Raw genomic sequence first — 16,749 nt, forward strand, 5'->3', positions numbered from 1 at the left:
TTTTCTTGGGCGTACTAACTTCGTACCATGCCTAAGAAAGATCCTTATGCATCCCTAAGGTTCAAGGAATTCAGATACTTCTTAATACTAAGATTTGCACTGATATTTGCCTGGGGGATGCAATTTGTCGTTATAGAGTGGGAAGTTTATAGTCTCACCAAAGATCCTTTATCACTCGGACTTATTGGTTTGGCTGAAGTCATTCCGGCGGTTTCACTAGCGCTATTTGCCGGCCATTACGTCGACAAGCTGGAAAAGCGATCATTACTACAGAAATGTATACTTGGTTTTTTAATCATCAGTACTGGCCTATTCTTACTCACGTGGCCATTAGTGAACCAGAATTTTAGCGTTCAGCTCACGCTGATTTTAGTATATGTTCTGGTATTTATTGGGGGTATTGTTCGCTCCTTTCTTGGACCAACAGTATTTTCTCTCTTCTCTTTAATAATTCCTAAAAAGCATTACCCCAACGGAGCTACTTGGAGCAGTGGTGCCTGGCAAATGGGAGCTGTACTTGGCCCGGCAGTTGGTGGTCTCACCATTGGCTGGATTGGTGTCCATTGGTCTCTTCTGGTAATTGTAGGTTTTGCATTGATAGCCTTCATAGCACTTCTTTTCATTGAGTCTAAGCCTATACTAAATGCGGCTAAGGATGAAGGAGTATTTAAAAGCTTAAAAGAAGGCCTCACTTTCGTCTTCAAAACAAAGGAAGTTCTTGGGGCCCTTTCACTAGATATGTTCGCGGTGCTGTTTGGTGGTGCCGTGGCTTTGCTTCCAGTATTCGCTCAAGACATCTTGAAAGTGGGGTCAATGGGCTTTGGGTTTTTAAGAGCGGCACCTGCTGTCGGTTCTTTTCTTACTATTCTTACGGTCACCTATTTTCCTCTAAATAAAAATGCTGGCCTTAAACTTTTAGCAGCTGTGTTTGGCTTCGGTCTTTGTATAATCACCTTCGGTATTTCAGAAATTTTCATTGTCAGTTTGGTGGCCCTCTTCTTTAGCGGAGTTACTGACGGGATTAGTGTGGTTATTCGTCAGACAATTTTACAGCTCAAAACTCCCGACAATATGCGGGGTAGAGTGGCCTCCGTTAACAGTATGTTTGTGGGGTCTTCCAATGAGTTGGGGGCATTCGAAAGTGGTGTTACCGCTAAACTCATGGGCGCTGTCACGGCCGTTGTTTTCGGTGGCTCCATGACTTGCTTAATTGTACTGGTAACCGGTGTAGTTTCACCTAAAATGAGAAAATTGGACTTCAGTAAAGATCTGGAAGACAATGATTTAGAATAAAAATTCTCCAACTTACTTACTAGTTAGTAAGTTTGTCTATATTTGTCTCGTGAACACTCGAGAAAAGATAGTAAAATTAGCGAGAAGAGAGATTCTGAAGGTAGGCTACAAAGGCTTTAGTTTCCATGATATTTCTTCTCCCCTTCGTATTAAAAATGCCGCTGTTCATTATTACTTCCCTACCAAAGAAGACCTGGGTCTGGAGGTGATTGATAATGAGATACAGCGTTTCATTTCCTGGTTTGAAGACATGGCAGACCTCAGTCATTGGCAAAAATTGGAAGCCTTTTTTGAGCTTTATGATGGCAAGCTTACGGATGAGCAAATGTGTATGGTGGGCAGTTTATGCTCTTCCTATTTTTCTGTAACTGAAAACATTCAGGCTAAACTCAAAGAAATGATGGACCATATTAAGAACTGGCTTAGCGGACTTCTCGCCGAAGGAAGCGAGGAGGGTTCATTTAGTTTTATTGGTTCAGCTAATGATAAAGCGCTAGTGATTCTTACCAGTCTGGCGGCCGGGGTGCAAATGGCTCGTGCAGTAGATGAAGATTATTTTACCCCCTTAAAACATCAACTAAGATTAGAACTAAATATAAATAGTCATGAATAAAAGAGTAGTAATTACAGGCTTAGGTGCGCTCACTCCTATCGGAAATAATGTGAATGACTTCTGGAATAATTTATTAGCAGGAGTAAGTGGAGCAGGCCCTATCACCAAGTTCGATACAGAACTCTTTAAAACGAAATTTGCATGCGAGCTGAAAGGTCTGAACCTGGAGGAACACTTCGACCGTAAGGAGATCAGGAAAAATGATCCTTTTACTTTATACGCATTGATAGCTTCAGAGGAGGCTATGACAGATTCAAAAATTGACCTTGAGGCTACTAATATAGACAGATTCGGTGTGGTATGGGCATCTGGTAATGGTGGTATCACCACATTTGAAAATGAGGTTCTGGAATATGCTCAATCTGATCGTGGTCCTAGATTCTCACCTTTTTTCATACCTAAAATATTAGTGGATACTCCTTCTGGTGCTATTGCTTTGAAATATGGTTTAAGAGGTGTGAATTACTGTACAGTTTCTGCCTGTGCATCATCTACAAGTGCTATAATGGATGCTCTGAACTACATTCGTCTTGGCAAAGCTGATCTTATGCTGGCTGGCGGCTCTGAGGCTCCAATTACCAGATCAGGTATAGGTGGCTTCGGGTCCATGAAGGCCTTGTCAACCAATAATGATGATTATAAAACAGCTTCAAGACCGTTTGATGTGTCTAGGGATGGCTTCGTAATGGGAGAAGGCGCAGGTGCACTCATCCTTGAAGAATACGAGCACGCTAAAGCAAGGGGAGCTCATATCTATGCAGAGCTTGTAGGTGCAGGTATGTCTAACGATGCCTATCACGCCACTGCAACTCATCCTGATGGGTTAGGCGCGCAATTGGCTATCCAAATGGCCTTAGATGAAGCTGGCATAGGTATGCAGGATATAGATTATGTAAACCTTCATGCTACTAGCACGCCTGTAGGCGATTCTTCGGAGCTTAATGCCATTCATAATATATCTAAAGGTGATACGGCACACATGCACGTGAGCGCCACCAAATCAATGACGGGGCACTTACTTGGTGCGGCTGGTGCAGTGGAGGCCATTGCTAGTATAAAGGCCGTTCAAAATGATGTAATTCCACCAACTATAAACACTAAGGAAGTTGATTCTGATTTACCTCAGGGGATTAACTTAACACTTGGTGAAAAAGTAGAAAAGAAAGTGAATTATGCTATTAGCAACACCTTTGGCTTTGGAGGTCATAATGCCATAGCTATATTTAAAAAATACAGCTAAGCCTCTTTAATAAAAGGCTTTTCTTCATCCACAAACTTGCGAGATACGCTGTAGATCTTCACGGGCTGCCGCTTACCTCGCAAGTCAATGTTTCCAAGTTCCTCCACTCTAAAATCTCCATCCAGAGGAATTAAAGAAATCAAGCCTTCAGATACTAATAGCTTTTTATCAAATTCATTGCATTGTGATTCAATCCTCGAGGTAGTGTTAAGCACATCGCCCGTGAAAATAATATCCTTTTTAAAAGTACCTACCTCACCTGTAGTCACTTCCCCACAATGTAATCCGGCTTTGAAAGTAGGAGCCACACCATACTTTTCTAAGTATTTGTGCGCTTTATGCTTTATAATGTCTTCAATATCAAAGAAACAACGAATACAATTGGCATTTTCAATTCCATATTTCAGTTTCCAGGTAATTACTACCTCATCCCCCACGTACTGATATATTTCTCCATCTCTCTCTATAATTCCCTTAGTAACGTCCTCAAAAAACCTGTTCAGTAACTTAAAATATCTTTTATGACCAAGTCTTTCAGCAATGGTGGTAGAAGACTTTAAATCCAAAAACATGAATATTCTATCTTCATTGATTGGCGTATGATACTTGCCTAACAGCGTTTCAAAGAATACGCCTCTACCGTATTTATCATTCACTTGAAGTATCACCATGGTAATCGTTGATATAATACTCCAGCAAATTACATTAAGGGCAAAGGCATAGCTGCTCACAAATTCTGTGATGTTGAACCATAAATCACCATCAAAATAAGATTCGCCAATAAATACCCAATAGTAGAACACGAATGCACCCATACTTACGATACCAATAATCACCATAAACGATAATAAGTTGATGATGATTACCATACCTAAAGGTAGTTTCCTAAGCTTATCTTTGAGAAAGAATGTTATGATAGAGCCGCCAATGACACCTCCTATGAGTACCGCGAAAACATTAGTATATAATGTGGTTTCAAAGTCATAATCATTAAACTCAAAGGCTTGTTGCGAAAGCTTTATCAAATGATTGTAGTACACTATCAGTATACTTAAAACAATCCAGGCGAACGTGATGAACAGTACCGTTCGAAGCTTGATTTTGGTGTTGTTGGAAATCAGTTTGCTCACTCTTATTTAAGGTTGAAGTTCCCTGGCTAAAGATATCATGATTTTAAAAATTTAGCATTAGGAAGTGAATGTCTAATGTTTTTAACGGTCATTTTGTTTTAAATTCATTGAAACTATTACAATAAAAAAGGGCAGTACTCTACATACTGCCCTTTTCATGCGTTTAAATTTATGAATTAAGGTATTGGTTTCTCCATTTCTTTCAGATGGCTGTATTTATGGTATTGCATTAATATAAATGCGGTTAAAATACCTGAAAATGTGCCTTCAAAGAATATCACTCCACCACAAATGAATGGATTTAAGTACTGTCCGAAATATTCAAATTGCTGAAGTTTACTCATGAACTGAGCATCTGCAAGTAAGTAGAGCGTTACAAAAACAGAAAAAATCAGAAGACCTAAGGCTGCTGTGGCTATTCCCACACCCAACCCATTAAAATAGGCAAATGTATTTCTGTTATGCATCTTAAAGTGCTTTATAGAGAATAAAACACCCGAAAATAGAATTACATAATTTAGAGCACGTAGCTCATATACGTAAATCCAACCCGTAAACAACATCAAGAAAAAAAAGATAATGAGTGCAGCGGCTGTAAGCACCCCGTAATGAACACTAACGTTTTCTAAGTTATGCTTTTTCATGGATACGGTATTTGGTGATACCTCTATAACCGAGAAAACTTAAAAAAGTTCTATATGAGCTTTGTAAAATAAAAAAAGCTAAGCTCTCGTGAAGCTTAGCTTTATATTTTTCAATTGTCTTTTCTTAGAAAGAATAAGAAAGACCAAAGTCTAAACCACTGAATCTGTTTCCACTGTAAACTTCAGCATTAGCAGACCATCTATCATGGAAATACCATCTTGCACCAGCTTGTACTTTTACAAGGGCGCCTGAATCTTCAAAGTCAGGATCATTTCCATTATTGTTATCATAATCATCACTCCAAATGGTCGCACCTACAGTTAAACCACCGTAAAGGTCTAATTCGCTAGGTAAGCCACTAATGTGAGAACCATAATGGTAATCACCTCTGAACCCTAGGTTAAATATGTTATAATGATACCCATAATTAGTTCCTAAATATCTGTAATCATTACCGTGTCTTCTGTAGCTGATTCTTGGTCCGATAGTTATTTTATCAGATACTCCGAAGTCTAGACCTCCGTATACAGGTACACCCCAATTAGAGAATCCCACACCAAAGTCTACTTGTTTAAATCCATATCCTGGCTCAAATCCCTGAGCCTTTGAGTCTTGCAGGTTAAAGCCGAAAAAAATCAGTGCTATTAAAGCCGTACTTTTTAATACCTTTTTCATTGTGTTTAAAATTGATTATTAATCCAGTATAAAGTTATACTTACAATTCAACGCTTAAATTAAATTATTGTTTTCACTCCTAATCTATTAAGCGTTATTTGATGGGTCAAATTTAGTATTAAAAATGAAAATCAAACTATATTTTAATGTCCGGATAAAATTTAAGCAGTTATTCCGACCAATACATCTTTTAGTAGCTCTCCTTCAAAATCTTTAGCCTTGGCATCAAGATTAATTCCTACTCTTATGGCTTTTAAACCATGAGCCCCCTGAAGTTCTTCTAGCTCTACAAACTCGATGTCATCATCAAGATAACCGATGGATTGCAGATACTGAATATAACCAACATACTCGGTAGCCTCCTTCTGCTGAGTGTAAACTATAGCTATTTTTCCTGGCTGAGTGAGTCTTTCTTCGGTATTTTTTATGAAGGCCTTATCAATCCTCTTTTTAACTATTTCATAGCTAATATTATATGCGCCATCTACATCAAAGTGTTTCTCGTCTCTTCTAAACTTAATAGATAATGGTTCACCATGAACAAGAATGAGTTGGGTGATGTCTAATTGCTTAGGCAAAGAGCTTTTAAGTTGATTAATATTTACAGCGATTTCGCACTGAATGATCAGTTGCCATAACCTAAAGTTTCTTAGATAGATTGGGTCAAATTTATGATCCTGCACTAATGAACCTCCCAGGTAAATATTATACTCTACGCCATCAGTTTTGTACTTCTCATAATAATGTGGAAAGATCTCCTGAGCATCATGTTCCACCTTGTCCAGGTAGCTGGTTATGTGCTCATTTATCATAGTTAAGCTTTCTTCAAAATTCTTTCGCTTATCATAAATCACACCCAACTGAGGATCAAGCAACTTCTCGTAGTTTTTAATAATTGGTCTAAGGAGCTCATCCTTTTTGAAGAAGTTGAAAGTGCTGGCAACTTCTTCCCTCAGAAACTCAAGAATTACTGATTCATCACCAGAATTAAGACCTCTGGATATCTTGTTAATATACTGTTCTACCCTATAATTAATTTCATTTAGGATAGGCATGTTTTTTACCGCTATAATATCCTGAAGTACTTTCTGTACTTGTTTCAGGTTATTAGTCAAGTCCTGCTGAATAGCATAAGCTCTTTCACCACTGGAGTTTCGAATATCAGCTAAACCATATATAGGATATACCTTTGGGAAAACTATGTTATCAAACTTGGCAGGCAAGCCTTTGCGGCGCTTATGCATCAAGTCAAACCCGCTTTCTATAAATTTCCATTCTACCGTTGGGTGAATGGCAGTACATTCCTCTTGAATCAACGCTCTTACCTCGGTTTGCATATCAGCCAATACTCTGCGCACTGCTGCTGTAAACATCGGCATAACATTATATAACCTGGAGGCTGTCAGTGCGTTCAGCTTTCCGGCCTCAGGGCTTCCTAGCTCAATAATTCCTAAAACAAGACCTTCGTGAATAAGCGGTGCTACCACCACATTTTCAATACCTTTCTTTACAAGTGTACTTTCTATACAGCCGCAGCTCTCATATTCTTTCAGGTCTTCTACAATTACAGGTTTTTTCTCTGTGTAGGCTCTTACATATATGGAATCTACTAAATGTTCACAGTCAAGATTATCATCTTCTGCTGTCATTACGAAGCTGCTCCAGTTATTTTCACCATAATTAGAAATAATATTATAATTAGGGTCAAAATAGGATAAGCCCAGCTGCAAGTCAGGCATATTGAAAATAGATCTGATCTTCTCTCTGATTGAAATAAAGCTATCACCATCGGTTACAGCGTTCTTTTTCAAAAGATCATATTTCACCGCCGAGAGCATTTCTTCTGTAGTTACATCAGTAAGCCTCATTACCGTGAAGCCCTGAAACTCATAATTTTCAGGATTAATATGCTTCAACCATAAATCAGTATCATGCATATGGCTGAGGAGCATATTGATGGTTTTTTTATCAATTTCTTTGGGTTGGCCCTTGCTAATAACATCTACAAATTGAGTGTTCACATCTATTTTGTAGACCTTTTTTAAGCCAGTTTTTTCATCCGGAATAGTTACCAGGATGGGTTGATCCATTTGTAAATTTGTGCCATAAAATTTGTTTAGAATATAAATGCATGCCATTGTGATTTTGCCAGTGATAATATCATTGTTAGGCAAATTCGTTGTTAAATCATCCCTTAAACTGTTAATGGGAAGTAATTTTTGGTAGTTTGGAGTGGCATATACGCCCTCAAAGTTGAAAGGTAAAATAGCAGCGGCTATTTCAGTTTCAATCAAAGCAGGAGGGAATATAACACTCATGAGTAATCCAATTAGCTCATGATGTTTATCTATAATACTTAAATCTTCAATCGGCTCCCTAAGTTCAGGAGCTTCGGCTAGCAGATCTTCAATTTTCTCTGCCAAGAAACCGGAAAATATTTGATTACCTTCCAGGTTAGCTTCCCAATACCGTATCAATCGGGACAAATTGAGTACCGATTTGAACGGAAAGTTGTGAATATTTGCAAAACAAGACTGCATGGTTAGGTAGTTTGTGTGTATTGAATTAGTTCAACGTTAAATTTTTAATAGAGGTTATTAATCTGCTTGGAAAAATAATCTCTTAGTTAATCGTATAATCTATAAGTCGGATGACGACTGATTATATTTTATACACAACCATTTTATTTTTATAAATGGTTCAATTATTTCTTCATCGGTGATAAATTCTTTTTTCAACACTTTATGTACACTTTTACAGTCTTATGAGTAAAAAAGTAAAACTATATACCATCATTTTGGTCTATTGGGTAACCATAGTAGATATGGTGGCCTATTTTGGATTATCCAGTATCAGAGGTTTTGTGGAAGTGGCCGCTATAGATGTGAAGTCATTACAAAGTCCTTTAATCACCTACTGGGTGTCTCCCTTTCAGATTTATGAAAGTACTTTGTTCGGAATATTTTTTGGCGTTTTATTCATTGCAGTTAATGAGCTTTCAGATAGGCTCGAAGTACAGCGGTTAAGCTTTGGAAGAGTCATTCTCATGAAGAGTAGCATCTATCTGTCAGGGTTTATAGTCAGTTTATGTCTCGTCTATTTTATTATGAGCCAGTTTAGCTTCTTTCCTAAAGCTGAACTGGAGCAGTTGCGAGCGGAAAAATCTGTCTTTGTATTACTGATCCTTGCCTTCTTTTTTGTAGGCTTTCAAATTGTGCTTATCAACTTTATGCTTCAAACCGTTATTAAGTTTGGTACAAATAACCTTTTTAACATACTGTCTGGTAAATATAGAACACCAATTGTAGAGAGCAGAGTCTTTCTTTTTATGGATTTAAAGTCTTCTACCACCTATGCAGAAAGATTGGGTAGCATAAAATACTCCAACATGATTAAGGATTGTATCGATGAGATTAATCGGATTGTAGATGATTATCATGCTGATATTTACCAGTATGTAGGTGACGAAATAGTCCTTACCTGGAAAAAGGATTCACTTTCTGATTCTTCTTGCTTAAATATTTATTTTGCCTTTCAGAACAACTTAAAAAAGAAGGGCAGTTATTATCAGGAAAGATATGGAGTGGTCCCTGAATTTAAAGCCGGCATCCATGGTGGAGATGTAACAGTAGCCGAGATTGGTAACGTAAAACGCGATATTGCCTACTATGGTGACGTTCTGAACACGGCTTCCAGACTACAGTCAATCTGTAATGATTATGGTGAGCATATGCTTATATCCAGAACGCTGCTAAATCAGCTTTCTTCAAATAGCTATGAGTACGGTAATTTAGGAAAGCTACAATTGAAAGGGAAGGTAGAAGCAGTGGATGTAGTGTCTGTTAGAGAAAGGTAAAAGTCAATAAACAAAAAAAGCCTCGATTCTTATTAGAAACGAGGCTTTTTTTGTTTATGCTTTTTATTAGTAGTTAGATCCAGCTCTGATCATCGCACATCTAAATCCGATAGTAGCTGTTGAAGAATCTTGATCTAAATATCTTCTGGTACCTGGAGACATCCAATATGCAACGTCTTTCCAAGATCCACCTTTATAAACTCTTGCTTCGTCAGTGATTAATGAAGTGAAACCTTCAGGATTATTCTCTCTATCACTGTTGTAATACTGCTCACCAGTAGCTGCATTTCTAGTCTCATCCATATAACCATCTCTTCTGATAGGGTTAAGATCATCAAAATCCTGGAATGACATAGGACGGTAAACGTCAAGTACCCACTCACTTACGTTTCCAGCCATGTTATAAAGACCGAAATCATTTGGAGGGAACTCATATATGTAAGAAGTAATTAATGCTCCATCATTTAATTTACCGGCGATACCAGCGTAGTCACCTCTACCTCTTTTGAAGTTAGCTAAGAAGTAACCCATTTCTTTTCCATAAGGATTTCTTAGTGCGTGACCGTCCCAAGGGTAAACTCTTTGGTGTGTTTGGTTTTCATCTAGCCACTGAGTACCGATCAAGGCAGCAGCAGCATATTCCCACTCAGCCTCAGAAGGTAATCTATAGTTTGGAAGAACTACACCAGACTCCAATGGAATTCTACCATCAGTTTCTGCATACTCTTCACCTGCATCTTCTGCAAGCTTCATGTTTACAGCTCTGGTTCTCCACTCTGAGTAATTATTAGCTTGTACCCAGCTTACACCTACCACAGGGAAATATCTGAAACCAGGGTATCTTAAGTAATGATCTACATAAGGGTCATTATATGCTAATCTGCTCACCCATACTGAAGTATCAGGTAAAGCTGACATATAAACCTCTCTTGAAGAATCAGATACGTTTAAGTAATGTAGGTATTCTAACCAGTGAATGTTGGCAATTTCAGTTTCATCCATGTAGAATGAAGCCACTGAAACTGTTCTTTCAATGTTATCCCTTCTTTTAAGAAGATCTTCTTCATAAGAACCGATAACAGCACGTCCACCTTCTATGAAGCGTAAGTTCGGACCTTCTGGTTGACCGGCGTATGGGTTAACCATGAAACCGTTATTATCTTCATCATTATAAGCCAATCCTGTGGCTGTACTCACTGCTCCTGGGTGCACACTGGTAGGTCTACTGCTTCCACCCATAAAACAAGAAGTAAGTAACATTGAACCACTGACAACTAACAAAGCACTTTTAAAAAAGCTTGCAGTTCTTTTCATACCTGTTTTATTTATTCAAAAAAATCAAATGCAAACACTAATATAGTGATATAAATTAATCATATACAAGTTAATGCGGAGCCAAAATAACATTTCTAATTGAGAATTATTAAACAAAGTGCATATTTTTCAATATTAACATTTTGTAAACTCCCAATATGGCTACACTTACTACACAAAAAATACTACCGCTTCTAAATAACTAAAAATCAATGTAAATATTATAATACACCAAATCATTTTTTCATAAATAATTCAGTGCCGCTTATAAACCATTTAACAAAATGAAAAGCCGTAGAATGAAGTTATGATTTACTTTTAAACCACCATATATATATTTGAGACTGTATATACTCATTATACCCCTTTGGTAAACCAGCTTTATGATAAGCATTGATAATATTAATAGAAAAAAACTCTACTGGCTTTTTCAGATTACCGGATGGCTCATGTTTTATCTGGTGTATGTGCTAATAGCATCCTACTTTTCGGGTTTCCGGGCAGAAGTATTTCTGGGCTACTTGAATACCGCTGTATGTGGTCTCTTGGTAACGCACTTCTATAGATTGCATGTAAAAAAACATAATTGGGTCGGTTATGGCCTGGTGAACCTGGCATTACGCGTATTGCTGGCATGTTTTATATGTGCCATCATCTGGTCGGCTATAGTGTTACCTATTAATTATATATTTTTTCAAGTAGACTCCGATCAGAAATTTACATGGTTTATAGCCATAATAATTGCCTTTAACCTTTCCATTATGATGGTGGGTTGGTCTCTCATTTATTTTCTTTTTCAAGTCTTCATTAATTTTAAAAAGACAGAAATAGAAAAATGGAAATTACAGGCAGCGGTGAAGGATGCGGAGCTTATAGCACTTAAGTCCCAGATAAATCCGCATTTTATATTTAATAGTCTTAATAATATAAGGTCTTTGGTAATTGAAAACCCGGAAAAGGCCAGAGATATGATCACTCACCTTTCCGGCTTGCTCAGATATTCGGTGCAGTTTAATAATAAGGAGAAGGTTTCTCTAGAAGATGAATTGGAGATAGTTCAAAATTATTTAAATCTGGAATCTATACAGTTTGAAGACAGACTGAGATATAAACTGGAGATTAAGCCGGAAACTTTAGACCTTAAAATTCCTCCCATGGCTGTACAGCTTTTAGTAGAGAATGCTATAAAGCACGGAATTTCTAATTTACCGGAAGGCGGGGATATTTATATCAAGTCATTTTTAAAAGAAAATACACTTATAATAGAAGTGATAAATACAGGCCAGCTAAAAACGACAAGTGATAGTACCGGCATAGGTTTAAGAAATGCCTCTGACCGATTGAAGTTGCTCTTTGGTAAATTATCAGATCTTAAAATTGAAAACCTGGATAGTAAATCTGTTTCTGCCAAATTTACTATACCCTTAACTTAATATATTATGAAAGCGATAGTAGTAGATGATTCAAGGTTAGCCAGAAATGAGTTGAAACGCCTCTTGAAAGAGTTTGATCATATTAATGTGATCGGAGAGGCAGCGAATGCCATGGAAGCTAAAGAGAAAATAGAGACGGATAAGCCTGATATGGTATTTCTGGATATACAAATGCCAGGTAAAAATGGATTTGAGCTACTTGAGGAGCTGGAATACGTTCCATATGTGATCTTCACGACTGCCTATAATGAATACGCTATTAAAGCTTTTGAATATAATGCGTTGGACTACTTACAAAAACCTGTTCAGAAGGATAGGCTAGCTGGTGCAATAAGTAAGGTATCGGAAAAGAAGAAAAGTGAAGAGCAGGCTGATACCGAAGATAGAATGACGGCGAATGATCAGGTGTTTGTAAAGGATGGTGATAATTGCTGGTTTGTACAGTTGGCCAATGTGAGAATGCTTGAGGTGGATGGAAATTATACTAAACTCTATTTTGACGATCAAAAACCAATGATTCCTAGGACGCTAAACTATCTGGAGTCAAGATTAGATCCTAAAACTTTCTTCCGGGCTAACAGGCAGCAGATCATTAATCTAAAATGGGTAGAAAGAATAGAGCCATGGTTTAGCGGTAGTATTAAAATATATATGAAGGGCGGAGAAGAGGTGGATGTTTCACGCAGACAAACGCAGAGATTTAAGGAGCTAATGAGTTTCTAACTCTATGAGTTGCAGAATTTGACGATGAGTTGCATCCCAAAATGGGACAGGCGTGTCGTATATAGGAAAATTTTCTAAAGTGGAAATGCATTTCTAGGGTCTGAAGGGTGTTTTGTCAGCTGGCATAGTTCTTATTTAAGAGAAAACAAATAGGAACTAAAACTGAATTGATATGATACCTTTGGACGATTTCAAAATTTTACCTTTCGACAAAAAATGTGACTTTATAACGGTATTCGCGGACTACCTTATCTACAGAACTGAAGATGATAATAAGTTCTATTTATATTATCTAGGTGGCTACTTTGTAGAGGTATGTTACGCTCCTTACGAGAATAAAGTATTGGGAATCAATGCATTTGACACTACAGATGACCTTGCTCCTTACTTGAATGATATTCAAATTGGAGAGTTAGCTTTCTAAGATTACTTTTTCCCTGTTATTCCAGACAGGATTTCAATGGCTTGATTAACTGTGAGTACGTTTTGAATAGTTAAGATTAACTTATCCTTGACCTCTTTTAATCGGCATGTTTTAGCATTGGTTTGTACGTAAGCGAGGATACGACCAAAGGTTTCAGATTTAAAATATTCTTCCTTATCTGAGCTTACGAAATAACCTTTCATCTTTTCACCTTTAAGCGTAAGCTTTTCAAAGCCTAGCTGTTCGGCTAACCATCTTAATCTCACGGTTTCAATGAGTTCTTTTACTGACTCTGGTAAAGGACCAAACCTATCCTTAATAGATTCTGTAAAGGCTTGAAGTTCCTCTTCAGTTTTAATATTGTCTAGTTGAGAATACAAGCTTAGTCTTTCGGAAATATTGCTTACATATTCATCCGGAATAACTACTTCCAGATCCGTTTCAATATTACAGTCTTGAACAAGGACCTTTGCAGCTTCTGACAGTTCTTTTACGAAAAGGTCTTTAAACTCTGTTTCTTTTAGCTCTTGTACTGCCTCATCCAGTATTTTGTGATACATATCAAACCCAAGGTCTGAGATAAATCCACTTTGCTCCGCTCCTAATAGGTTTCCTGCTCCACGAATATCTAAATCTCGCATGGCCACTTTAAAACCATCGCCAAGATCAGAAAATTCTTCCAACGTACTTAGTCGCTTTCTTGCATCTGACGAAAGCGCTATGGTAGGAGGTGTTAATAAATAACAGAAGGCCTTCTTATTGCTTCGCCCTACTCTACCACGCATTTGGTGTAGATCTGAAAGGCCGAACATATGAGCCCGGTTTATAATTATGGTATTGGCATTCGGAATATCCAGCCCAGATTCAATGATGTTAGTAGATACCAAAACATCATACTCACCCTCGATGAACTTCATCATGGCTTTTTCCAAAACAGGGCCATCCATCTGACCATGAGCAATTCCAACTCTTGAATCTGGAACCAATCTAAGGATGATATTTGCGACCTCTTCAATGTCCCCCACTCTGTTATGCACGAAAAACGCCTGCCCCCCACGTCTTAGCTCAAAGCTGATGGCATCTCTCACCACTTCTTCATTAAAGGTATGAAGCTCTGTAGTAACAGGTTGCCTGTTTGGTGGAGGGGTAGAAATGATACTTAAATCTCTCGCTCCCATTAAAGAGAAATGTAGTGTTCTAGGTATAGGAGTAGCCGTTAATGTTAATGCATCTACGTTTACACGCATTTCCTTAAGCCTCTCTTTCACCTTTACACCAAACTTTTGTTCCTCATCAATAATCATGAGCCCGAGGTCCTTGAACTGAACATCTTTGCTAGCTATACGATGAGTTCCAACTAGTATGTCAGTAGTTCCTTCTTTAACTCTTTTCAGAGTGTCTTTAATCTCTTTAGTAGATTTGAATCTATTGATGTATTCCACCTTCACAGGGAAATTCTCTAGCCTGGCTCTGAAGGTGTTATAATGCTGCATGGCTAGGATAGTGGTAGGCACCAAAACTGCAACCTGCTTGCTATCAGTTACTGCCTTAAATGCCGCTCTTATAGCCACTTCTGTTTTTCCGAAGCCAACATCACCACACACCAGCCTATCCATAGGGTGCTGCTTCTGCATGTCTTCCTTTACATCTTCAGTAGCTTTCGCCTGGTCAGGGGTGTCTTCATATATAAAGGATGATTCCAATTCGGCTTGGAGGAAACTGTCTTTAGTAAAAGCATAACCAGGTGCTTTTTTACGTTTGGCATATAGCTCAATCAGGTCTTTGGCTATATCGGCTACCTGCTTTTTAACTTTCTTCTTCTTGTTTTCCCATTCTGGAGAACCAAGCTTGCTGATAGCAGGAGGTGTTCCCTCTTTCCCTGTATATTTTGAAATTTTATGGATGGAGTGAATGCTTACATAAAGTAAATCATCATCTCTATATATAAGTCTAATGGCTTCTTGCTCTTTACCATTAACCTCTCTCTTTTCCAGTCCGGCAAATTTTCCAATACCATAATCAATATGGGTAACAAAATCGCCTGGTTGCAGCGTTCTTAGTTCTTTAAGAGTTAGCGCCTTAGACTTCGACTGACGGTCTTTAGTTTTATACCTATGAAATCTTTCAAACAGCTGGTGATCAGTATAGCAAGCAATTTTCAAGGTGCTATCAATGAATCCTTCTCTCAAACTGATATTGAGACCCTGAAAGTCGCTGTTATGGTCTATTTCTTCAAAAATAGATTGAAGGCGGTTCAGTTGCTGCTGTGAATCAGATGCTATGAGTGTGGTGTAGCCTTGATCTTGATTATCAGATAGATTCTGAGCCAGCAGTTTAAAATCTTTATTAAATGAAGGCTGAGGTTCTGCTTCGAAGCTGTAAGTTTCGCCTGCTTTGAAATAAAAACGATTACCAAATTCTATTTTTGACAATTCAGTGGTTTGAGCCACAAAACTTTTTGCTGTCTCAAAAAGATCTTCCGGCTTTAAAACAATCTGAGTATCACCACTTTCTTGCAATATCTGGTCAAAACTGCCTTTGGCCTTTTCAAAGTAAGCATCAATAACATCAAGTGTCTGCTGATGATCTTTAAACCATATTTTGGTATTTCTTGGCAAGAAATCTATGAAGCCTTGCCTTTCCTCTGATATGAGTTTGGTCTGAACATTTGGGATTAAATTAATCTCCTTCACTGTTTCCACAGAAAGCTGTGATGAAGGATCAAATGTTCTTATGCTATCTATTTCATTACCAAATAGTTCTAGTCTATAAGGTAGGTCCTGAGCGTAGCTAAATATGTCTATAATACCACCACGAACTGAAAATTGGCCTGCTTCATATACGAAATCAGTTTTTTCAAAATCATAGGTAAGTAACAGTTCACTTAAAAATTCGATATCCACTTCTTCCCCCACCTTAGCTGAAAAGGTATTCTTAAGAAGTGATTTTTTGTTGATTACTTTCTCCGTTAATGCTTCTGGGTAGGTCACTATAATCTCACCTGTAGAAGCCTTATGGTTTACACGGTTAAGAATTTCGGCCCGCATGAGCACATTGGCATTTTCTGTTTCCTCAAACTCATACGGTCTTTTATATGAGGTAGGGAAAAAGAGAATTTCTTTACCTGAAAGTAGGTTTTGTAAATCGTTATGAAAGTAGGCGGCTTCTTCTTTATCATGAAGCACAACCAGGTGGTTTTGGTGATTGATCTGATAGAGCGAGGCCACCAAAATAGCATCTAAACTCCCTCTTAATCCTTTTAACTGGACGCAGTTATCCTCATTAGGCTTGATTACCTCAGCCATAGTTTGAATAATACTGTCCGCCTTATATAACTTAAGTAGTTCTCCTGCTTTCACTCAGCTATCAACAAAATTGAAGGGCCAAAGTTACTGAATAATAA

Annotated in this window: 13 protein-coding genes; 7 read left to right on the forward strand and 6 right to left on the reverse strand. The window is 37.9% G+C overall.

Annotated elements, in window-relative coordinates; all coding sequences use genetic code 11:
* Positions 1–27 precede the first annotated feature (27 nt).
* From LVD16_RS04085 to fabF, 3 genes are read left to right on the forward strand one after another with little or no spacing between them, the layout of a single operon-like run.
* Positions 28–1,293: an MFS transporter gene (locus tag LVD16_RS04085; RefSeq protein WP_233772315.1), complete on the forward strand. Its 1,266-nt coding sequence runs from the start codon at positions 28–30 to the stop codon at positions 1,291–1,293.
* Between the two features lie 49 nt (positions 1,294–1,342).
* Complete coding sequence (locus LVD16_RS04090) at positions 1,343–1,906, forward strand: TetR/AcrR family transcriptional regulator (protein WP_233772316.1); 564 nt, start codon at positions 1,343–1,345, stop codon at positions 1,904–1,906.
* Positions 1,899–3,146 carry a beta-ketoacyl-ACP synthase II gene (fabF, locus tag LVD16_RS04095; protein ID WP_233772317.1) on the forward strand — a complete coding sequence of 416 codons (1,248 nt, stop codon included), beginning with the start codon at positions 1,899–1,901 and terminating at the stop codon, positions 3,144–3,146. The genes LVD16_RS04090 and fabF overlap by 8 nt, the downstream gene beginning before the upstream one ends.
* Here fabF and LVD16_RS04100 read toward each other — a convergent pair.
* The 4 genes from LVD16_RS04100 to LVD16_RS04115 all read right to left on the reverse strand — a co-directional run bounded on the left by LVD16_RS04100 (position 3,143) and on the right by LVD16_RS04115 (position 8,073).
* On the reverse strand, positions 3,143–4,276 hold the full coding sequence (locus LVD16_RS04100) for an adenylate/guanylate cyclase domain-containing protein (RefSeq protein ID WP_233772318.1): 1,134 nt from the start codon (positions 4,274–4,276) through the stop codon (positions 3,143–3,145). The two genes, fabF and LVD16_RS04100, sit on opposite strands and share 4 nt — an antisense overlap.
* 176 nt (positions 4,277–4,452) lie before the next feature.
* Complete coding sequence (locus LVD16_RS04105) at positions 4,453–4,920, reverse strand: hypothetical protein (RefSeq protein ID WP_233772319.1); 468 nt, start codon at positions 4,918–4,920, stop codon at positions 4,453–4,455.
* 124 nt (positions 4,921–5,044) lie between these two features.
* A complete protein-coding gene (locus LVD16_RS04110) occupies positions 5,045–5,596 on the reverse strand; it encodes a hypothetical protein (RefSeq protein WP_233772320.1) in 552 nt (183 codons plus the stop codon).
* Positions 5,597–5,757: 161 nt separating this feature from the next.
* Positions 5,758–8,073: a GAF domain-containing protein gene (locus tag LVD16_RS04115; RefSeq protein WP_233772321.1), complete on the reverse strand. Its 2,316-nt coding sequence runs from the start codon at positions 8,071–8,073 to the stop codon at positions 5,758–5,760.
* A gap of 287 nt (positions 8,074–8,360) precedes the next feature.
* Here LVD16_RS04115 and LVD16_RS04120 point away from each other — a divergent pair, with 287 nt between their 5' ends.
* On the forward strand, positions 8,361–9,452 hold the full coding sequence (locus LVD16_RS04120) for an adenylate/guanylate cyclase domain-containing protein (protein ID WP_233772322.1): 1,092 nt from the start codon (positions 8,361–8,363) through the stop codon (positions 9,450–9,452).
* 66 nt (positions 9,453–9,518) lie between these two features.
* On the opposite strand, the gene gldJ is transcribed toward LVD16_RS04120, so the two are convergent.
* Positions 9,519–10,766, reverse strand: a complete 1,248-nt coding sequence (gene gldJ, locus LVD16_RS04125; RefSeq protein WP_233772323.1) for a gliding motility lipoprotein GldJ — start codon at positions 10,764–10,766, stop codon at positions 9,519–9,521.
* Positions 10,767–11,149: 383 nt separating this feature from the next.
* Between gldJ and LVD16_RS04130 the strand changes: the two genes are divergently transcribed.
* The 3 genes from LVD16_RS04130 (at position 11,150) to LVD16_RS04140 (ending at position 13,346) form a co-directional block, all read left to right on the forward strand.
* Complete coding sequence (locus tag LVD16_RS04130) at positions 11,150–12,199, forward strand: sensor histidine kinase (protein WP_233772324.1); 1,050 nt, start codon at positions 11,150–11,152, stop codon at positions 12,197–12,199.
* A 6-nt stretch (positions 12,200–12,205) separates the two neighbouring features.
* Positions 12,206–12,922: a LytR/AlgR family response regulator transcription factor gene (locus LVD16_RS04135; protein ID WP_233772325.1), complete on the forward strand. Its 717-nt coding sequence runs from the start codon at positions 12,206–12,208 to the stop codon at positions 12,920–12,922.
* A 172-nt stretch (positions 12,923–13,094) separates the two neighbouring features.
* Positions 13,095–13,346, forward strand: coding sequence for a hypothetical protein (locus LVD16_RS04140; protein ID WP_233772326.1), 252 nt, complete (start codon positions 13,095–13,097; stop codon positions 13,344–13,346).
* A 2-nt stretch (positions 13,347–13,348) separates the two neighbouring features.
* Here LVD16_RS04140 and mfd read toward each other — a convergent pair whose 3' ends face one another.
* Positions 13,349–16,651: a transcription-repair coupling factor gene (gene mfd, locus LVD16_RS04145; RefSeq protein ID WP_233772327.1), complete on the reverse strand. Its 3,303-nt coding sequence runs from the start codon at positions 16,649–16,651 to the stop codon at positions 13,349–13,351.
* Positions 16,652–16,749: the final 98 nt, after the last annotated feature.

It is taken from the genome of Fulvivirga ligni, from assembly GCF_021389935.1.
GTDB classification, from domain to species: Bacteria; Bacteroidota; Bacteroidia; order Cytophagales; family Cyclobacteriaceae; genus Fulvivirga; species Fulvivirga ligni.